The organism is Arthrobacter sp. NicSoilB4 (genome assembly GCF_019977335.1).
Lineage (GTDB): Bacteria > Actinomycetota > Actinomycetes > Actinomycetales > Micrococcaceae > Arthrobacter.
The window spans coordinates 3,952,878-3,973,296 of the sequence record NZ_AP024653.1 but is presented as its reverse complement, the minus strand read 5'-3'; the positions used below and the strand labels follow the sequence as shown (position 1 = coordinate 3,973,296).

Here is a 20,419-nt window from a genome sequence, read left to right as displayed (position 1 = left end):
CAATCAGTTCCTCAAACTTGCTTGCCTGCATTACGTGCAGCCACAAGTCCTGAACCAGTGTGCTGGCCCCGGCTTAATCCACAGGGTTATGCACAGTCCGTGGATAATCGGCTACTGGGACACTCTAGGGGATGAAAAGTCCAGAAGATAGCTGGGATCTGTCCTGTGGATAATCACACCGTTGTAGTTCCGAATCGGGGCGGGTGACCCACTTCATCCACAGGCTGCGGCGGCAGTTAGCCACAGCTGGGGAAAGCCGGCGGACCGACCCCCGGTTTGACTCAGGAGGGCGGCAAGCCCTAACGTTGTGAAGTCCCATGTGTACGCTTTTCGCCTCATTTGAATCTCTCCCGACGCCCCGCGTCTTGCGAGTCGAGGGAAGCGGCACATACAAAACTTAGCGTCGACCAGTTCTTCCCCTTGATCGGGTGGGCGCACCTTTGATCCCACTGGAGTAACTAACGTGAGCAAGCGGACTTTTCAGCCGAATAACCGCCGTCGAGCCAAGAAGCACGGCTTCCGCCTTCGTATGCGTACCCGTGCCGGCCGTGCCATCCTGGCAGCCCGTCGTGGCAAGGGCCGCACCGAGCTGTCGGCTTAAATAACTGACTCGTCGGTCCACATCCCTGTGCGAGTTTAAAGGTGCTGGCCACCCGTAACCGTCTGAGGACATCAACCGATTTTTCAACAACTGTACGTTCCGGTGTCCGCAATGGACGCCGGAACGTAGTGTTATATACGGCAGCTCTCGCTGCCGATGAACCAAGCCGGATCGGATTCATCGTTTCCAAGAGTGTCGGGAACGCTGTTGTCAGGAACCTCGTTAAGAGGAGACTGAGAGAAGTCGGCGCCTTGTCGTTGCAGAAATACGGCAGCGGGTTCGCGATCGTGGTCCGGGCCCTGCCCGCCTCGGCCGGTGCCAGCTTCGATCACTTGCGATCCGACTATGACGCCGCCCTGGAAAGCAACATGAAACGGCTGGGCAGCCGCCTTCCGAAGGCTGCTTCTTCAGTTTCTTACGAGACAACACAGGAAGGGACCCCGCGTGCGTAACTCCGCTGCCGCCGTCGTCCCTCCCGCAAGATCCGCAGCAGTTTGGTTGGGCCGGGCAGTCTGGAACTTGCCCCGCAATATCCTCATCCTGCTGCTCCTGGCGTACCGCAAGGTGATCTCACCCTTGTACGGCCAGGTTTGCCGCTTCTTCCCCAGCTGCTCTGCTTATGCGCTTGAGGCCATCACGGTCCACGGCGCCGTCAAGGGAAGCTGGCTAGCGGCCAGGCGTCTGTTGCGCTGCCATCCGTGGAATGCCGGTGGTGTGGACCATGTCCCCGCCGGAAAATGCGAGTGGCCCGCAGACCGCACCCCCACAATTGTTGTGCTGAACAATCCGGACAAGTACCTGGCTGCTCAGACTGATGGAGAAGGCCGCTCTGCGGCCTGACGAATAGGGATATCGTATGGACTTCTTTGAAACAATCATGTTTCCGTTCAAGTGGCTTGTGTCCGCCATTATGGTGGTCTTCCACGATGGCCTGAGCGCCATCGGCATGCCCCCTGCCAATGGCTGGACGTGGACCCTGTCCATCATCGGGCTGGTGCTGGTGATCCGCGCCGCCCTGATTCCCGTGTTCGTCAAGCAGATCAAAGCCCAGCGCGGCATGCAGCTCCTGCAGCCGGATCTGAAGAAGCTGCAGGACAAGTACAAGGGCAAGACCGACCAGCTGTCCCGCCAGGCCATGGCGCAGGAACAGATGGCGATGTACAAGAAGCACGGCACCAACCCGTTCTCGGCCTGCCTGCCCATGCTGATCCAGATGCCGTTCTTCTTCGCGCTGTTCCAGGTGCTCTCCGGCATTACGACGGCGGCCAACAGCGGCAAGAGCATCGGAGCGATGAGCCACGAGCAGGTGGTGCAGTTCGATGAGTCCAGCATCTTCGGCGCCCCACTGTCTGCCACCCTGCTGCACAACCCTGAGGGAAATGTAGTTGCCGTATGGATCTTGTCGATCGTGATGATCCTGGCCATGACGGCCTCGCAGTTCATCACGCAGAAGCAGATCATGGCCAAGAACATGTCCGAAGAGGCCATGGCCAGCCCGTTCATGAAGCAGCAGAAGATGATGCTCTACATCCTGCCGATCGTCTTCGGCGTGGGTGGTATCAACTTCCCCATCGGCGTCCTCATCTACTGGACCACTACCAACCTCTGGACGATGGCGCAGCAGTTCTTTGTTATCCGCCGCATGCCGACGCCGGGATCCCCCGCCGCGAAGGCGCTGGCCGAGCGCCGCGCCGCGAAGGGACTGTCGGCCTTGCCCCTGACGGGAGCCAAGAAGGCCGAGGCCGAGGCCGCCGAAGCAGCTGCCGCTGCCGCCCTGGTGGCAAAGAGCCAGCGCGTACAGCCACAACGTAAGAACAGGAAGAGGAAGTAATGTCCGCCGAGAGCACCGAAAACGCTATTTCCGCCGAAGCCAACGAGGACCAGGACGACGCCTTGGCCGCGGTCCAGGACGCCGATCAGAACCCTGAAGAAGGCTCCGAGGACGCGGAGGGCAAGGGCACGTCAGCCAGCCGTCTGGAAGAGGAAGGCGACGTTGCTGCCGACTACCTCGAAGAACTTCTGGACATCGCCGACATCGACGGTGACATCGATATTGAAGTCCGGAACGGACGCACCTACATCTCGATCGTGGCTGAGGAAGAAGCAGCCGGTCTGGAGAACCTGTTGGGCAAGGACGGCGAAGTCCTCGAAGCGCTCCAGGAACTGACCCGCCTGGCCGTGCTGTCCGCTACGGAAAACCGCTCCCGCCTGGTGCTGGACATCAACGGCTACCGCTCAGAGCGGGCCGGCGAGCTGCAGAAGATCGCGGAAGACGCGGTCGCTTCGGTCAAGGAATCCGGCGAAACCGTGGCACTCGCGCCGATGAGTGCCTACGAGCGGAAAATCGTGCACGACGCCGTAGCTGACCTGGGACTCATCAGCGAGTCCGAAGGCGAAGGCGCTGACCGCCACATCGTCGTTTCCGCAGACTGAAGCCGCCGGATAACTTGATGGTTGAAATTACCGCTGCGGAACTTCAGGCAGCACAGACGATCTTTGGTGACCGTCTGGACCTGGCGAAGCGCTATGTAGAACACCTGGCCACATCAGGTACGGAGCGGGGCCTAATTGGTCCCCGGGAAATCCCCCGGCTGTGGAGCCGCCACGTGCTGAACTGTGCCGTGATCGAGAGCCAGATTGCGGAGGGAAGCCATGTGGCCGACGTCGGCAGCGGCGCTGGTCTCCCGGGCCTGTGCCTGGCCATTGCCCGGCCGGACCTGGAACTTACCTTGATTGAACCGCTGGAACGCCGGGTTGTCTGGCTTCAGGAAGTGGTGGACGACCTCGGACTCGAGAACGTCACCATCATGCGCACCCGTGCCGAGCTTGCGGTCGGGATGGTCGACGCCGACGTCGTCACGGCACGCGCTGTATCAGCACTCTCCAACCTGGCCGGACTGACCATTCCGCTGCTGGCGGGCAAGGGTGAGGTCGTCGCGATCAAGGGTCGCAGCGCCGGCGAGGAAATCGAAAAAGCCGCCAAGGTTATCCGCAAGCTTGGCGGCACCCAGACGTCAGTGGTTCTGGTGGGCGAGGACCTCCTCGAGGAACCCACCACCGTAGTCCGAATCGTTGTGAATAAGCCTCAAAAGATTGCCTAGCATCAGCCCGGTGCCCTCGGAGTCCAAGGGTAAGAGGTTAGGCTAGTAACCGGCAGCAAGAGCCGAACGAGAGTGAGTGTGTCACAGTGACCAGTAGCGAAGCCTCCACACAACGGATCCCCCCGTTTGTGTCCCTGGGGTCCGCACGGGCCTTCGTTGCGCCTGCAATCGCTCATGAATACTCCGGAAATCACATGTCTGCAGTTGCGAAAGCAACAACAGGCATGGCAAACGTTTCACGTGAAACATCCGTTGTTTCCAGCGGAAACGTACTGGACTCCATCGACGACTCCAGCCCCATCGCCCGTGAGCTCGCCCACGAGAACAAGCGGCGCGAACGGCTACTGGGGCGTGAACTGCCGAAACCGGAGAAGACCCGCATCTTCACCGTCTCCAACCAGAAGGGCGGAGTCGGCAAGACAACCACAACGGTCAACATTGCCGCCGCACTGGCTGCCGCCGGCCTGAACGTGCTGGTCATCGACATCGATCCGCAGGGCAATGCCTCGACGGCCCTCGGAATCGAACACCACGCAGACGTTGACAGCATCTACGACGTGCTTATCAACGACATCCCGTTGCAGGATGTCGTGGCGCCGTGCCCGGACATCGACAATCTGATCTGCGCGCCCGCCACCATCCATCTCGCCGGCGCGGAGATCGAACTCGTCAGCCTCGTCGCCCGCGAGCAGCGCCTCCGGCGTGCGATTGATGTGTACGCCAAGGAGCGCGCCAAGAACGGTGAGGAGCGGCTGGACTATATCTTCATCGACTGCCCTCCGAGCCTGGGTCTGCTGACCGTCAACGCGTTCTGCGCTGCCAACGAGGTGCTCATTCCGATTCAGTGCGAGTACTACGCCCTCGAGGGACTGAGTCAGCTGCTGAAGAACATCGAAATGATCCAGAAGCATTTGAATGCTGACCTGGTCGTTTCCACCATCCTCTTGACCATGTACGACGGCCGCACCAACCTTGCTGCCCAGGTGGCCGCCGAGGTACGTGAGCACTTCCCGGAGCAGGTCCTCGGAGCAGTGGTCCCCCGTTCGGTTCGAATTTCTGAAGCTCCCAGCTACCAGCAGACCGTGATGACCTACGATCCCTCATCCAGCGGGGCCCTGTCTTACCTGGAAGCCGCAGCCGAAATCGCGGAACGTTAGAATCTTTTCAAGAATTGCACTAGCTAGAGTCCGGTGATGCCCGGCTCTTCCAATGGAGGGATTTATCCATGAGCGATAAGCGACGCGGCCTCGGCCGTGGACTTGGGGCACTCATTCCAAGTTCCGCCGCGGCTTCCGGAAACGGTTCAGCGCCGTCCCGTCCCGTGGATCTGTTCTTTCCTGAAGCCCGGAAGCGGACACCTGCTGCCGTGCCTGAAATGGAAGAGTCCGTCGCCGCATCGGAGGAGGCCGTAGCAGCAGAGTCGCTGGAGCAGTCCCCGACGACGGACGCGGCTGCGGACGTTCCGGATTCGAAGAGCTCCCCCGGGGTCAAGAAGGCACCGGCACGGAAGGCTGCGCCCGCCAAGGCTGCGCCCGCCAAGGCTGCCGCGCCGAAGCCTGACTCAGGCACGGCGGCCGAAGCAGAACCCATGGCCGTTCCCGACGCGGAGGACCAGGGTGTTGAACTCGTCGAGGTACCGGGTGTCCGTTTCGCGGAAATCCTGGTCACGGACATCCACCCCAACCGCAAGCAGCCCCGCTCTGTCTTCGATGAAGACGACATGGCGGAGCTGGTTCACTCAGTTCGGGAAATCGGCGTCCTCCAGCCAATTGTGGTCCGTACTTCAACCGAAAAGGGTGGCGAACCCTACGAGCTCGTTATGGGCGAACGTCGGTGGCGGGCAGTACAGGCCGCAGGACTCGAAACCATCCCCGCAATCGTCCGTGACACCACCGATGATGACCTTCTCCGCGACGCCCTGCTGGAGAACCTGCACCGGAGCCAGCTGAATCCACTCGAGGAGGCCGCCGCCTACCAGCAGCTGCTTGAGGATTTCGGCACCACCCACGAACAACTGGCCGACCGTATCGGACGTTCGCGCCCCCAGGTCTCCAACACTCTCCGGCTGCTCAAGCTTCCGCCGCTGGTCCAGCGCCGGGTAGCTGCCAGTGTGATCTCCGCCGGACACGCTCGTGCGCTGCTGGCACTCCCCGACGCGGCCGCCATGGAACGCCTGGCCCAGAAGATTGTGGCAGAGGGCATGTCAGTGCGGGCGACGGAAGAAGCGGTAACGCTTTACCAGAACCCGGCCGCATCGCAGAAGAACAACATCCCGCGGCCCGGTGCACGGCACGAACGCCTGGATTACCTGGCATCGTCCCTCTCTGACAGGCTCGATACCAACGTCAAGATTTCCCTTGGTGCACGCAAAGGACGCGTCAGCATCGAGTTCGCCAGCGTGGAAGACCTCAACCGGATTATGGATGTGCTGACGCCAGGGGCCTCCAACTAGCTAGACGCGCTCGAACGTGGAGGGACCCGTTTCACGTGAAACGGGTCCCTTTTTCGTTGGGGCCAGGCCCCGGTGTTGGCCAATCGGTGCGGGTTTACCGCCGGCAGGGTGCACTCCGTGACTCCACATCAGCAACTCGATATAGGGCCCGGGATGAACCGACAGCGGAATCTCTCCGTGCCTTGACCCGTTCCCGAGGTGGGACGGGGTGTGTGGGTCTCATGACAAGCCGCCGGACCCGTATTCGCGCCTGGCCCGAACGACATTCAGCGTCGGAAAGCGCGAGTACGGACCGGATACGGAGTCGTAGGCGCCCGCTTTTGCAGAGCCAGCCTCGCAACGCCGTGAACACCTGAACACTTGAAGTGATCAACCCTTGAAGTCCCGGTCTGCGGGTATTCGGCCGGCGCCGTGTCGCCAAAGGCAGTGCATGTGGTGTTACGGCCTCGCGTACGACGCGGTTCAGGGAAGTCCCTATCAATGATCGTGGTTGTGGGCCGACGGGACTGCGCCTCCTGCTCGTGTGCAGGCTTTGGTGCGTACTTCTTGGATAGGCAACGGTAGTTGAGCCCTGCAATACCTGGCGGCGGACGTTTCACGTGAAACGTCCACCGCCAAGTAATGCGCAGCCGAAAGATCTGACCCATCTCCCACAACGTTGGGTTCGGTAGGTCGAATTCCTGATGGATACACGCATGGACGTTTCTGCTGACGCATGGAAAACCATCTAGGAGTCTCTCTCCCCGCCCTAAAGCCACCGAGACCAGCCCTTCCAGCTCGGTACGACAGCCGCTACGTGCGCACGCTCTGCAGTGGACTTGTTCGGAAGGCTTTCGACATAGTTTTACCGAAGCCTTCGGGATTTATCCAAGGGGCTCAGGGGCTGTAGAGCCGAGGCAGGGAAGGGGCAGTCCAGTTTCACGTGAAACATAAAACACTTGGTAGGAGAAGGGCCGCCGGTCCCTCGGGTTCCTCGCTTCTGCGTCTGGGGCAGCCCGCGGCGTCGGCATGGTGCCCAGGACAGCGCAGCAGGCCGCTCTGCGCCCAGCTCGGCTCTATGCAGCGGCCGAGCTCTGCCGGCCAGGCTGACGGCGAGTGAGGTGGGCTCCAAGGCACCGTTCATGTCCGACTGGGCCTCAGTGATCCACCTGCAGGCTAGGCTGTCCACCATCCGCAAGCCAGGAAGCTCCCATCGGTCTGTGGTGCCGAACCGAACGGTCAGGCCGGCTCTGCTGTGCGGTCTAAGCTTCGTGGCGTGGGGGTACTGTCAGCAGTCGGCGGGACTGAGCGGACTCCCCCATGGCAGAGCATCCAACTGCGTTGGTGCAGGGATTTCGTGGGCCTCCGGTGATGAGCCAGAGGAGGCCGGACCTTACGCACTTCGGCTCCTTCTGCCGAGCACCCGTGTTCCAACGGTTGAGGATGCCTGGGGCCGCGTCAGCAAGATGAGTTCCAAATCCACCACGATCAAGAGGGGCATCGGGCGCCGTTGGATCAGATGTGCGTGGGCGGTGCGCCGCTGCTGTGAGGACCAGCATTCACGTCCGTACGGTCGCCTGCCGCGTCCATCCACAGGCACGGGTGGTGCGTGTTCTGTGGACCTGGGATTGACGGAACATCGGGATATGGATTGGCGTCCTCCCCCGCATGCCGGACACCTCAGGACACGGTCACGCGTGCGCCGAAGGACGCCGTCGTGATCGACCCACGAAGTGAGGCCGGCCGGGCAAGGATGGAATTTGAGTGAGACTGAACGCGCCTCCAGCCAGTCCGTGACGCCGGGAACGTTCCTCCCTGCAATGACCGTGCGCCGCCCCCTTTTGTCTACCGGAACCGGAACCGGCAATTGCGACTCCGACTGCAAGAGTGATGGCTGCGTGCAGGGCAGGTCTTCGAGTCTGTCCAGTGGCAGCCACGGGGGGGTGGGTGCGGCTGTCCGATCCCCCCTACGCAGACGCTGGGACTGTTCAGGTGGCACCTTCCCCCTGCCGCCCCGACCAGCTGGACTCGAGAGGCGGTGGAGCCCCCGATCGTTCCGAGCGATGGGGTCATGAATTTTCCGTGCTCCTGATGCTGGAGACCGACTCCTGAACCCTGGGCGTGCCCCCCTCTGCAGCTGACGCTGGTTCGTAGTCAGACCGGCCCTACTGCTCTGCTTGGACCCGGCTTACCCGCTGGCGACCTTATCGTTCGCCACTGGAAGGCCAGGAGAGTCGGTGGAAAGAGCGGTGGATATCGCTGTGGATAACTTTGTGGATTACCCTGTGGGTCGCCGCCTTGCACAGAGCTGACCTCAGACGATGTCGCTGCACCGACAACGGCGGCGGCTCCCCTCCTTGCGCTCGGGTCCAAGCTGTTTCACGTGAAACAATTCCGGTGCACGGACAGTGAACTGATTCACACCCGTCCCTGCTTTCTAAATCCCCCGCAGCTGGTTAATTTTCCGCTGAATTTCGGGGTTTTCCAAAGCCGGGCGCAAAGCAATGTGGAGCAAGTTGAGATGCTCCGCGCCCTCGTGGGCGACGAAGTATGTTCGCGGATGAGGTCGAGTGTGCCGACCGGCCTAGAGACGCGGCGGCCGAGTTACCGTTGGAGCTGTGAGAAATGCCTCATGTCCTGTGGATAACTATGTGAATAAGATCTGTGGAGAACCCTGTGGAAACTCCCGCGGGAGCTAGGGAGGTGGTGAGCGAGTGCGAGGTGGTAACCCCGTTGTGGGCAGTCAGAATGGCTCCTGATCAGCGGACCCGGGTCTGGCGCCGACGCTCGGCGTTTCGCAGTGACACCGTCCGACCGCCCTTGCGTCTATCCGCTCGGCGGGCATGTTCGCTCTCTACACCCACAAGACCCGGGAGGGCCGGCTGCGGCCGTCGAGTACACCAAGCACTGAGCAGCATCTCTCCGGCTGTTTGTGGAGGTTTAAGCGCTGCTGGATGTCTGCCCTGGACAGCCGCAATTGCCATTTAGGGGTGGGACAATTCTCGTGATGTGAGGCGCTCCGAGCTCACGAGATTCTTGCCTTTGGGGAGGGAGGTCGGCGCCATGTGGACGAGTCCCATGCGACCGCGAATCAGCGCTTGGGCAGACCTCTGCACCTTATCCCCACCGAGACGCCCAATGTGTGCAGAAACGCGCTGCCGGGACACCCCAGGCCAGCCGCGACATCCTCGGAACTAAGCGACAAGAAGCGGCGGATGGTGGCCCTGCGGTTTGCCAAACGTGTGGTTGCAGTTGGCCGACACTGGGGTCGCCCATCATTTCCTGCGGACGCACACGAGAATTGCACGTTCAATTGACGCTCAGCTTTGCTTCTCTTGGCAGAGCTCGATTGATCAAGTCGAGCTGGGGAATCTCCGGCCGTAGTAGTCGCACCTTATTCGCCCAAGGATTTGGCCACGCCGACGCCCTTCATGCCTGCCGGGAGCCGCTGTTCGCTGTAGCGTTCAATGCCTCATCTTCGGCGGAAGTATCAGGGGCCAGCGCCCACGAGAAGGCGGGGAGCCCCCGCAGTGACGTTCTGGTGTGTCCGCACCACCCATCAGGTAGCGGCGTCGGGCGGCCGGCTGCCAGGATGTTGCCACACACATCGCTCGAGCGGCTCCGACGCGGCTGGGTGGGCGTTTTCCGCCCCTGGGAACCGGCGACGGAGACCCCTTCGATCTCGGCGCTATCCCCTGTGAGTTAGCTTCTTGAGAGTTTGTGGTTGTGTTTCACGTGAAACCGTGGAACAGCTCAGATTTGGCCGGTGATGCCGGGACTGCCGGGCCTTGCGCGAGAAGTTCTGCGGAATAGCCGTGCATTGCAGATTCAGTGACGTTCATTGTTGGATGCCAGAGACAGGGAGCGCCCCCAGTGAGCCGACAGTTGCAAGCACTGGGCAACAGCGGTCCGCCTAGCGTCCTGTTGAACGCCAACCGTGGACATATCTGAGAGTTGCGTATCATATTTTAGAACTCGTGCTGAGAAATTCGTCCAAGTTGTCCCACAATGCGATATTTGGCGGGTGGATGATGTTGTGTTTCACGTGAAACACGGCAAAAAAATGGTCTGCCTTAAGGCATTCGGGCGTTCTTCCGGCAGCCTCCTGGTCCGGGACAAGAACCGTCGCAGGTCACTTCTGAGCGCACATCGGTCAGGGTCGCTTCAGTGCCTATTTTCGCTCCATTACGGAGCCTTTTGCTATTCCGGGGACTTCGCCAATTGTTTCACGTGGAACATTGGGTCCGGCGCTCCTCGCTGCACTGGAGTCTGTCAGGCAAACGGCTCAGCTACCGGGCGATTGTTGGAGTTTGCTGAGCCCCTGCAGTGCCTTCCAGGGCGCCGCTCGGTGGAGTGTTGCTCCGAATTGGTTCGGCCGGTGTCGGAGGAACTGCTGGGGCCGATCTATTGCCCACTGTCACTAAGACCCTGGACGCATTGGCCGAATGGGAACTCCTGCAAAAGCCGAGACACCGAAGGCAAAAGGGTGAGAAATTGACTGATGGATGCGTCTTGACAGGAGTGCGAGTCCCGCACGCCAGCATTACACCTACACTTGCTTGGATCGGTGCGGGTTCTCTTGCGGCAGCTGCAGACCCCATGGGCGGTGTTCCGCGGGACATGACGTGGGAAACTGTGTGTTTTCGCCCCAGATTTGATTCGATTCCGGCTTTTTCGACAGTTGCAGTGGTCCGACTGTCACGAGCGACGGCTGCCGCCACATTGGACGAGAACTATTCGTTTTCGCTGTTGCAGCTTTCTGCGGAAGAATTGTCCGCTCTGCGTTTCCGATCGGACCCATGATCGGCGCTGATTTCGCGGTGGAACGCTGCAGGTGATGTTTCACGTGAAACACGCTGGACCGCGGCCCAGACCTTGCCGTTGGAAGGCGCTCCGATGTTTCACGTGAAACCAGCCCGCCGTCCCGTTGGTGCCCAGGAAGTTGGAGGTGCCTGCCAATGTTCATTCAAGGGTTGTCCGGCGCCGCAGGAATTCGCGAGCGGAATCCCCTCCCCGGGGATCGTGCATTTCTGGAGCAGCCGGACGCAAATGGAGCAATAGACTTCCATTATGCAACTAATTTGATTTGAACCCCTGGCCAACGCGGAGTAGCAGCGGCGGCAGCAAGGGAGGATCCGCCCTTCGGGCCGTGCTGCGACAGGACACGACGCACAAAAAGGTGGCCCCACTTCCTGGTCCGGAAGTGAGGCCACCTTAAGGCGTGGTCGGCGGCTGTGCGCCGAGCAGCCTAGGAGAGGACGTCCGCAAATTCCTTCTCGAAGAACTGCTTGGGGCGCGCTCCGATGACGGTGCCCTTCACTTCCCCACCTTCGAACAGGTAGACGGCAGGGATCGAGGTGATGCCGTACTGGGCCGCGATCGCAGGGTTGTCGTCAACGTTCACCTTGACGACGTCCACCTTCTCGCTGTACTCCACCGAGATCTCGTCCAGGATCGGTCCGAGCTTGCGGCACGGTCCGCACCACTCCGCCCAGAAATCCACGATGACCGGCTTGGCGGAGGCCAGTACGTCGGTGCTGAAACTAGCGTCTGTTACGTCTTTTGCGTTGCTCATAGCCCTGTCTCTCTCTTCGGTTGGTTGTTGCGCGCCGACTTAGGCGTGGAGGTCTGCAAGGTAGTGCTCGACGTCGAGGGCGGCTACACAGCCGGAACCCGACGCCGTGATGGCCTGGCGGTAGGTGGGGTCGATGACGTCGCCGGCAGCGAAGACGCCCTGCACGCTGGTCTTCGAGGTGCGGCCGTCGACGGCGATGGTCCCCTCAGGGGTCAGGTCCAGTTTGCCCTTGACGAGTTCCGTGCGGGGATCGTTGCCGATCGCCACGAAGACGCCCGTGACGGCGAGTTCGGTCTCGGTGCCGTCCACAAGGTTCTTCAGCCGGAGCCCGGTGACCTTGTCCTGTCCAAGGACGTCCTCGACGCCGCTGTTCCAGATGAAGTTGATCTTCTCGTGCGCCAGGGCGCGGTCGGCCATGATCTTGGAGGCACGGAGGGAATCGCGGCGGTGTACCACGGTGACGGTCTTCGCGAATTTGGTGAGGAACAGTGCCTCTTCCATGGCGGAGTCACCGCCGCCGATCACGGCGATGTCCTGATCCTTGAAGAAGAAACCGTCGCAGGTTGCGCACCAGCTGACACCGTGGCCGGAAAGGCGCTTCTCGTTGGGCAGGCCGAGCTCGCGGTAGGCGGAACCCGTCGACAGGATGATGGAGCGCGCCTGGAAGGTCTCCCCCGAGCCGATGGTGACAGTCTTGATGTCGCCGTCGAGACCCAATTCGGTGACGTCCTCAAACTGGATTTCCGTGCCGAACCGGGCGGCCTGCTTCTCGAAGTTCTCCATCAGATCCGGGCCCATGATGCCATCAGGGAATCCCGGGTAGTTCTCGACGTCGGTCGTGTTCATCAGTTCGCCGCCGGCAGTTACCGATCCGGCCAGCATCAGCGGCTTCAGGTTGGCGCGCGCTGTGTACACCGCGGCCGTGTAGCCCGCGGGGCCGGAGCCGACGATGATGACATCACGTACTTCGGACGCGGTGTTTTCTGCGTTGCTCACTGAACGGTGAACCTCTTCCTTTGTCGATGCGCCCGCCTAGGTGGCCGGCCACATGGCACAACTACTACATGGCGTTGAATATTCCGGTCGGACCGGGCGTCAAGGGAGGACGCCATCACTCAGGGTACCGTCTTGGCACCGAGGACAACGGGGTTACTGCCTTGGTTACGGGCCCGCTACTGGACCTTGATCTCGGCCAGGCGCAGCCCAAACCCGAAGCGCGTCTTCGGCGCCGCCAGCTTGGGCAAGCTCTTGATCGAGACGATGACATACTGCGCTGTGGCGGGCTCCGGCAGGGGCATTGTCAGATCCGGTGAGGTGAAGCTGTTGGTGCCCACCTGCTTGGCGCCGTCCAGGGATGGGCGGTCGTTGGTGAAGACGCTGATGCTGCCGCCGGAGGCCCCCAGTTGGCTCAGGGTCACCGAGGAGATCTGTGCCGGGGTCTTCAGTTTGACTACAAGCGGGACACCCTCAGGGGCAAAGCCACCCCAGTTTTCGTTGGCGAATTCCATGTCCGACCAATAGCTTGCGGCGTTGCCGTCGAAGGTCTTGACCAGGTCGCCGTCGTAGGTTCCGGCAAAATCGAAATCGCCGAGCCGAGTGACACCCTCAATCGCGGGCGGACCGGTGGCCGGTGCAGGGCTGCCTGTCGCGGAGGGCTCCGCCGACGTCGCACCGGGGGCGGAGGTGGAGGTACTGCCGCCGGCGTTGGGCTGCGGGGTGGTCTTGAAGAGGCTGCCAAGATTCGTGACGGCAAGAACCAGGCCCACCACGAGGACGGCCGCCAGGAGTCCTCCAACCAGCCATCGCATGGAGCGTGGCTCGCGCTGGGGTTCGTCATCCTTGCCGTAGTACTCGTCGTCCGCCGCGGACTCGTTGCCGCGTGAGGAACCAGGGAAGAAACCCGGGGAACGGTCCGGGGAGCCACCGCCGGCCAGTGCGGCGGACTTCGTGGTTTGGCCCTCGCGGGCTGCCTCCCGGCCGTCGTCGTCCGTGTGGTCGTAGTCGTCGTCGGACCACAATGAGACCTTGGGCGATTCGGCGGGAGCTGGCGGCCCGGCTACGGGCGCACCGGATCCGGACGTTCCTCCTTGCCCGGGCTGGGGCGCCGTTACATGTGAGGCGGCTTCCTGGGGGGCAGTCTCCGGGGACTTTGCTTTCGAGGAGGCCGCCGCTGCGGCACCACCGGCAGCAACTCCAGCAGCGCCGGCTGCGGCCGCGCCGGCGGCGGGTGACGTCCCCGGACGCGAAGGCACGCGTGCGGGAGAAACCGGCTGCGCAGCCGGAGCGGCTCCAGATACGGGCGCGGCCGGCTGGTTCCGCCCGTAGTTGATGTAGTCGGCGTCTACTTCCTCTTCGTCGTAGAGGCCGTCGTAGGTTTCGGGTTCCTGGGAACGCGGCTGGCCGAAGATCTCGCTGCCCAGCGTGTCCGTGAAGAACGGTTCAACGTAGGGCGGGTTGGAGGACACGACTAGGTCCAGCAGATCAGCGGCCGAGGTGTGGTTGGTGATGAGGTACGTCGTCGCCTCGCTCACCCCAAGGTCGAGGATCTGCACGTGGCCGGGACGCTCGCCGGTGGCGACTTCGCGGGCACTTTTGGCCACTTGATCCGCGTTGCCGGGTCCGGCCACAAGGATGCTCACAGCACGGTTGAGTACCTGGTCCACACCGTCCAGCACCAGATCCTGGTCGTGTGAGGTCAGTACAGTGGCAGTGACCTTGTAACGGCCACCTAGTACTGATCCAACATCGATCGGGTGGGACACGAGCTCCTCCTAGACTGTCCGGGAGTTGCCGAACTGATCACTTCATCAGTGACCACAGGTCCTCCGGTAAGCCGGTGGACCCCTGGTCTGCAACTCCCCTTGTTAGTCTTCGATCCTAGCCGATCCAGTGTCCGGGCCGCGGAAGCACGGCGCTGCGAACACTGCCGGATACTATTTTTTCTTCTTGCCGCCGAAGGGGAAATGCGGATTGTGCCCCGCAGGCCCCTGGTAGGTCCGGCGCCCGGGCAATGGGATATCCCCCCGCCCCAGACCGCCCTCTGCGGTGCTGGGCAGATCCTCGGCGGGCAGGTAGCCGCCCTCCGGCCCGGACCGTCCGGCCCGTTCGTCCTGTTCGCCAAGGTCGGGCCCGGCACGGAAGGAAACGGCGTCGAATTCCCCCGAAATTCGCGGGATGAGGCCGGTGTCCACCGAGACAGTGGCGCGTTCCGGCCTGGTGCGGGGTGCGGCGGGGCCTTCCGGACGGTCGCCGGCCGTGGGCTCCGCGGCCGCCGTCCGGCGCAGGCGGCCCAGCAGCGGCTGCAGCAGGTCGCTGAGTTCGGTCACCCGGAAAAGCTTCAGCAGGAGCAGGTAGGCCGCCAGCATGACGGGGCCGACGACGACGATCGTCACCAGCGCGGCGATAGGGGTACTCCAGGCAAAACCGTCCGGGCTGTAGCTGCCCAGCAGCCACAGAGCCCCCGCCCCGGCCAGGGCGGAACCCAGCGCGGCGTAACCCATCCGGATGTAGGAATTGGCGATCCGAGGGCCGTCCAGGTGTCCCAGGAGCCGGCGCAGGAAGACTGCACTGACAATCACGGAGAGGATATTGCCGCCGGTGTAGAGGATGGCGATGGCGAAGATGATCTGGTCGAACGGCAGGAACTGGATGCTGAAGGCGGCAACCACGTTCACCAGGGCCAGTACCAGCTGGATGAAAAACGGTGTCCGGGCGTCCTCGTTGGCGTAGAACACGCGGGACATCATGAAGTTGGCGCTCATGAAGGGGGTGCTGAGGGCCAGGATGGTGAGGGTCTGCGCCAGCATGGCGCCGTCCTGTTTCACTCCGCCGGAGAAGAACATTCCCAGCGGTCCGGCCAGCGCAAATAAGGCCAGGGCACCGAATACCGTGGCCACAGCCATGGTCCGCAGCCCGTGCGAGAGGGCGCTGCGCAGCGCGGCCCGGTCCCCGTCCTGGGAGGCCCGGGTCATCCGGTTGAACAACACCGTGGCAAGGGACAGCGCAATGATGGAGTGCGGCAGCAGGTAGAGCTGGCTCGCCACCTCCAGCACGGCGTTGCCGGGCATCGTGTCAGCGGCCGGGTCCCCTGCCTGCTCCAGGCGGAGCCGTTCCGCGCCCGGAATCGTGGCGATGCGCATGACGTAGAGGAAGGCCAACTGCCCGACGGCGGCCGTCGCCAGGGTCCAGACGCTCAGCCGGGCGGCCTGGCCCAGTCCGACCCCGCGCCAGCCGAAGCGGGGACGCAGGCCGAGCCGGAGCCTGAAGACCGGGACGAGCAGGATCGCGGTCTGGGCAATAACACCGATGGTGGAGAATCCGGCCACGAGGAAGGTCTGGGTGGAGCCCCAGGTGTCCAGGGTGTGGGGGTTGGCCGCGTTGGCACCGAAAGTCCAGATGAACATGCCGAGGCCGGCGATCGCGACGATGTTATTCAGGATCGGCGCCCACATCGCGGGTCCGAAGGCACCGTGTGCATTGAGCACCTGCGTCAGCAGGGCGTACAGCCCATAGAAGAAGATCTGCGGAAGGCACCAGAACGCGAAGGACACAGCGAGGGCCTTCTGCTCCGGCGAGTAGCCCTGCGTCGTCAGTTCGATGACCCACGGCGCCAGCAGCGTGACCGCCAGTGTGAGTGTCAGCAGCACCAGCACTGCCAGTGTCAGCAGCCGGCTGATGTAGTCCGCCCCCTTGTCCGGGGCCTTGCTCGCCTTGATGATCTGGGGCACCAGGACGGCGTTGAAGACACCGCCCGCGACGAGCAGGAAGATCAGGTTCGGCAGGTTGTTTGCGTTGATGAAAGTGTCGTTGACCGTGGAGCCCAGCCCGAGGGCGGCCGCCAGCATCCAGGTTTTGGCGAATCCCAGGAAACGCGAGACCAGCGTTCCCGCGGCCATGATGGCGCTGGAACGGACTTCTCCGGATTGGACAGCTTTGGAATCGGCGGGGCCGGAGTGCGCTGGGGTGGGTTTGGCTGATGACATCGTCTTCATCGTCTCACCCGGGCACCGATTAAGGTGCCATCGGGGTGCGTTAAAGGGCCTGCGTGGCCCTAGCGGTGGTCCGGCAGGACTTCCTTGGCGAGGTCCGCGATGCGGCGCTCGTTCGGGAAGGAGAGCTTGCGGGCCAGCTCATGGATGGGAATCCAGGCGACGTCCACAGCTTCCTTGTCGGGATCATTCTCGATCGTCAATTCCCCGCCGGTGGCCTGGAGCAGGTAGTGGTGGACGGTCTTGTGGACACGGTGTCCGCTGACAGTGAACCAGTAGTCGATGCTTCCCAGCGGCGCGAGGATCTTGCCTTCGATACCGGTTTCCTCCGCGATCTCGCGGACGGCGGCTTCCTCGTTGCTTTCTTTTCCTTCCGGATGGCCCTTCGGCAGGCACCATTCAAGGCGTCCGCCGCGATTAAGGCGGGCGATGATCGCAACCCGGAGTTCGGCGTCGGACGTGTCCACCACGACGCCGCCGGCGGAGACCTCCTCCACGGTGGGGAGGGAAGCCTGCCCGGAGTGCTGCACCGGCGCGACATTGGCACCTATTGCCGACGGCAACGGTGCGTTTGTCCTCCTGCCGGGAGCGCTCGGTACGGGATGGGCCATGAAGTCCACTCTAACGACTCTTGTCCGCACTTGATGACCTAAACATGGCAGGAAAGTGGACGGCCGGGAAAGTGGATCGCCCGCGCCGGCCCCGCGTTAGCGTGCCAGCGGCCGGACTCACGGGGGATTCGGTGTGGTGCTGGCCGGGATTTCTGACAAGCTTAAGAAACTATGGCGCACGTACATCACGAGACTGACTCGCACACCGTTGATTTCCAGGTAGACCCTGTGGTCCTGGAGCTGGGGCAGCGGTTCGTCGACGCCGGCCATGAACTCTCCCTGGTGGGCGGGCCGGTGCGTGATCTCTTCCTGGGCCGGGTGTCCCCTGATCTGGATTTCACCACCGACGCCACACCGGACCAGACGGTTTCCCTGATCAGGAAGTGGGCTGACAACTACTGGGAGATCGGGCGCGCCTTTGGCACCATCGGGATGCGCAAGGCAGGCTTCCAGATCGAAATCACCACCTACCGCGCCGAAGCGTACGATCCCGATTCCCGCAAACCCGTGGTTGCGTTCGGGAAGTCGCTGACGGATGACCTGCTGCGCCGCGACTTCACGATCAACGCCATGGCGCTGCGGCTCCCTGCGCTGGAGCTCGTGGATCCGTTCGGCGGTGTCCGCGACCTCCACGCTTCTGTCCTGGCCACGCCGGGGGCCCCCGAATCGTCGTTCTCCGACGATCCCCTTCGCATGATGCGCGCTGCCCGGTTTGCCGCCCAGCTGGGCATCACAGTGCACGGGGACGTCCGCGCCGCGATGTCCCGGATGGCGGAACGGATCACCATGATCTCCGCGGAACGCGTCCGCGAGGAGCTGGTCAAGCTCATCTGCGCGGCCCACCCGCGCGCCGGCGTGGACCTGCTCGTGGACACCGGGCTGGCCGACTTCGTGCTGCCCGAGGTCTCCGCGCTGCGCCTTGAATCGGACGAACACCACCGTCACAAGGACGTCTACCAGCACTCGCTCCAGGTCCTGGAACAGGCTGCCGCCCTCGAAACGGAGGACGACGGCGCCGTGCCTGGACCGGACTTCGTGCTTCGGTTCGCAGCGTTGATGCACGACGTCGGGAAGCCGGCCACGCGCCGTTTCGAACCGGGCGGCGCCGTGAGTTTCCGGCACCACGACATGGTCGGGTCCAAACTGACGTCCAAGCGGATGAAGGCGCTTCGCTTCGACAACGACACCACCAAGGCCGTGGCCAAGCTGGTGGAGCTGCACATGCGCTTCTACGGCTACGGCGATGCGGGCTGGAGCGATTCCGCCGTCCGCCGCTACGTCACCGACGCCGGCCCGCTGCTGGAACGGCTGCACCGGCTGACCCGCTCGGACGTGACCACGCGGAACCAGCGCAAGGCCGAGCGGCTCGCCTTCGCCTACGACGACCTCGAGGCCCGGATCGCGGCACTCCGCGAGCAGGAATCCCTTGAGGCGGTCCGCCCGGACCTGGACGGCGGCCGGATCATGGAACTCCTGGGACTCAAGCCCGGACCCGTCGTCGGGCGTGCCTACAAGTTCCTCCTGGAGGAACGGATGGAGCACGGCCCGCTGGATCCCGCCCAGGCCGAAGCCAAACTGCACGAATGGTGGGCGGCGCAGCCCGAGTCCGCCGCTCCGCTCTCAACTGAGGAGTCCTAAGTGATTGCACCTTCCAACAGCCCCCGCCCGCAGTTGTGGATCCTGCGGCACGGCGAAACCGAATGGTCCAAGAGCGGTCAGTACACCGGCCTCACCGACCTCCCGCTCACCGTGGAGGGCGAGCAGCAGTCCGTGGAGGCACGCAAGGTGCTCGACGCCGTCGACTTTGACCTGGTGCTGACGTCACCGCTGCGGCGGGCCCGCCGCACCGCGGAACTGGCCGGCTTCCCCGACGCCCAACTGGAGCCCCTCGCGGTCGAGTGGGACTACGGCGACTACGAGGGCATCAGTTCTGACCTCATCCGCAAGGACAACCCGGAATACCTGATCTGGACGCACGGCGTGCCAAACGGCGAAGCCCTCGACGACGTTGCCGCGCGCGCGGACAAGATCGTGGCACGCGTGCTGGAATCGGGCCTGGACAACGTGCTGATCGTCGCCCATGGGCACTTCTCCCGGATCCTCACCGCCCGGTGGCTGGGGCTCGATCCCCACGAAGGCCGGCATTTCATCCTGGGAACGGCGAAAGTGTGCACACTTGGCTGGGATAAGAAGACCCCGGCAGTTGTCCGTTGGGGCCTGTGAATGCTGTTTAGAAAATAACTTCAAGAAAGTTTATGAATGCTGTAGTCAAGTGCGGCATTTGTGGTGTATTTTTATTTCTGACCCCAGAGCGTCTTGCCGGGGTCGAGGCGCGCGTCGCCCGGCCAGTCAGCCGGAGCCACGTCAAAACAGAAAAGGAGGTTGGGAGAAATGATTACTTTGACTAGCGGATGGATGTTTAGCACCGCCGCAACCCCGGCCTCCGTCGCTGAACCGCGCCCAAATTTCGGCCCGACTGCCTCCTGACCCGTAAACCCGCGCCGTGGTCTGAACCCTTGTGGTTTGAAACCTAAGGCCCGGAACCACGGCGATACCGGCACTCCCCTTCCTGGGAGTTCCGTAGCAGCGGCCTGACCCAGCCGGAACCACGCGGTTGCGCAGCATCCCCAAAGATCGGAACCCAGCTTCTTGTTGGGGCTGCGGCACTCACGCGTTCGGGGGCCATCCTTTCGCTTCGGCGAAATCATTTATTTAGCGCCGGGCATTTTTATGCCCAATTAGGGCCTTTTCTTCCTCAATTCACAGAGGCCTTAATTGGCATGCCCAATTACCACCCGTTCCCATTAATGCCAATGAAAGGTCCACCGTGACTATTGCCAGCACCAAAGCCCGAACCCGCAACACGAGACACCGGCGGGAGGTGACCACCATGAAGCAGAAACTGCAGTCGCTCCTGCGCCTGAGCCTCAAGCCGGCCCCCCGGCACACGACGCTGTTCAACGGACAACTCCTCGACCAGAAGCGTGAAGACGTCTACGTCGTTATGCACCAGATGGGCATCATCCGCTGAGGCGCAGCCCGGCCGTCGAAGGAGAACTGATGACTGACCACGGAATTGATCCGCAAGGAGCCCACGCGGCAACGCGTGGGC

At 62.7% G+C, this 20,419-nt stretch carries 16 protein-coding genes; 11 read left to right on the top strand and 5 right to left on the bottom strand.

Annotated features, from left to right (window positions below; genetic code table 11):
• Window positions 1-463 precede the first annotated feature (463 nt).
• From rpmH to LDO13_RS18210, 8 genes are all read left to right on the top strand, one after another.
• Window positions 464-601: a 50S ribosomal protein L34 gene (gene rpmH / locus LDO13_RS18245; RefSeq protein WP_003800212.1), complete on the top strand. Its 138-nt coding sequence runs from the start codon at window positions 464-466 to the stop codon at window positions 599-601.
• 41 nt (window positions 602-642) lie between these two features.
• A complete protein-coding gene (rnpA, locus tag LDO13_RS18240; RefSeq protein WP_224048060.1) occupies window positions 643-1,053 on the top strand; it encodes a ribonuclease P protein component in 411 nt (136 codons plus the stop codon).
• A 46-nt stretch (window positions 1,054-1,099) separates the two neighbouring features.
• Window positions 1,100-1,441, top strand: a complete 342-nt coding sequence (gene yidD, locus LDO13_RS18235) for a membrane protein insertion efficiency factor YidD (protein ID WP_224049841.1) — start codon at window positions 1,100-1,102, stop codon at window positions 1,439-1,441.
• Between the two features lie 16 nt (window positions 1,442-1,457).
• Window positions 1,458-2,432: a membrane protein insertase YidC gene (yidC, locus tag LDO13_RS18230; RefSeq protein ID WP_224048059.1), complete on the top strand. Its 975-nt coding sequence runs from the start codon at window positions 1,458-1,460 to the stop codon at window positions 2,430-2,432.
• Complete coding sequence (locus LDO13_RS18225; RefSeq protein WP_224048058.1) at window positions 2,432-3,034, top strand: R3H domain-containing nucleic acid-binding protein; 603 nt, start codon at window positions 2,432-2,434, stop codon at window positions 3,032-3,034. Before yidC ends, LDO13_RS18225 begins: the two co-directional genes overlap by 1 nt.
• 17 nt (window positions 3,035-3,051) lie before the next feature.
• Complete coding sequence (rsmG, locus tag LDO13_RS18220) at window positions 3,052-3,702, top strand: 16S rRNA (guanine(527)-N(7))-methyltransferase RsmG (RefSeq protein WP_224048057.1); 651 nt, start codon at window positions 3,052-3,054, stop codon at window positions 3,700-3,702.
• Between the two features lie 86 nt (window positions 3,703-3,788).
• Window positions 3,789-4,859, top strand: a complete 1,071-nt coding sequence (locus tag LDO13_RS18215; RefSeq protein ID WP_275960058.1) for a ParA family protein — start codon at window positions 3,789-3,791, stop codon at window positions 4,857-4,859.
• 68 nt (window positions 4,860-4,927) lie between these two features.
• Window positions 4,928-6,154, top strand: a complete 1,227-nt coding sequence (locus LDO13_RS18210; protein WP_224048055.1) for a ParB/RepB/Spo0J family partition protein — start codon at window positions 4,928-4,930, stop codon at window positions 6,152-6,154.
• 5,227 nt (window positions 6,155-11,381) lie between these two features.
• Here the strand turns inward: LDO13_RS18210 and trxA are convergent.
• The 5 genes from trxA to LDO13_RS18185 form a co-directional block, all read right to left on the bottom strand.
• The gene (gene trxA / locus LDO13_RS18205) at window positions 11,382-11,708 is read right to left on the bottom strand and encodes a thioredoxin (protein WP_224048054.1); all 327 of its coding nucleotides are present in this window, start codon (window positions 11,706-11,708) and stop codon (window positions 11,382-11,384) included.
• A gap of 39 nt (window positions 11,709-11,747) precedes the next feature.
• Window positions 11,748-12,704: a thioredoxin-disulfide reductase gene (trxB, locus tag LDO13_RS18200; protein ID WP_224048053.1), complete on the bottom strand. Its 957-nt coding sequence runs from the start codon at window positions 12,702-12,704 to the stop codon at window positions 11,748-11,750.
• 176 nt (window positions 12,705-12,880) lie between these two features.
• Complete coding sequence (locus tag LDO13_RS18195) at window positions 12,881-14,470, bottom strand: ABC transporter substrate-binding protein (protein ID WP_224048052.1); 1,590 nt, start codon at window positions 14,468-14,470, stop codon at window positions 12,881-12,883.
• 171 nt (window positions 14,471-14,641) lie between these two features.
• On the bottom strand, window positions 14,642-16,699 hold the full coding sequence (gene murJ / locus LDO13_RS18190; protein WP_224048051.1) for a murein biosynthesis integral membrane protein MurJ: 2,058 nt from the start codon (window positions 16,697-16,699) through the stop codon (window positions 14,642-14,644).
• A 59-nt stretch (window positions 16,700-16,758) separates the two neighbouring features.
• On the bottom strand, window positions 16,759-17,259 hold the full coding sequence (locus LDO13_RS18185; RefSeq protein ID WP_224049840.1) for an NUDIX hydrolase: 501 nt from the start codon (window positions 17,257-17,259) through the stop codon (window positions 16,759-16,761).
• Between the two features lie 219 nt (window positions 17,260-17,478).
• Between LDO13_RS18185 and LDO13_RS18180 the strand changes: the two genes are divergently transcribed.
• The 3 genes from LDO13_RS18180 (at window position 17,479) to LDO13_RS18170 (ending at window position 20,338) form a co-directional block, all read left to right on the top strand.
• Complete coding sequence (locus tag LDO13_RS18180; RefSeq protein ID WP_224048050.1) at window positions 17,479-18,945, top strand: CCA tRNA nucleotidyltransferase; 1,467 nt, start codon at window positions 17,479-17,481, stop codon at window positions 18,943-18,945.
• Window positions 18,946-19,530, top strand: a complete 585-nt coding sequence (locus LDO13_RS18175) for a histidine phosphatase family protein (protein ID WP_224048049.1) — start codon at window positions 18,946-18,948, stop codon at window positions 19,528-19,530.
• Window positions 19,531-20,197: 667 nt separating this feature from the next.
• Complete coding sequence (locus LDO13_RS18170; protein WP_224048048.1) at window positions 20,198-20,338, top strand: hypothetical protein; 141 nt, start codon at window positions 20,198-20,200, stop codon at window positions 20,336-20,338.
• Window positions 20,339-20,419 lie beyond the last annotated feature (81 nt).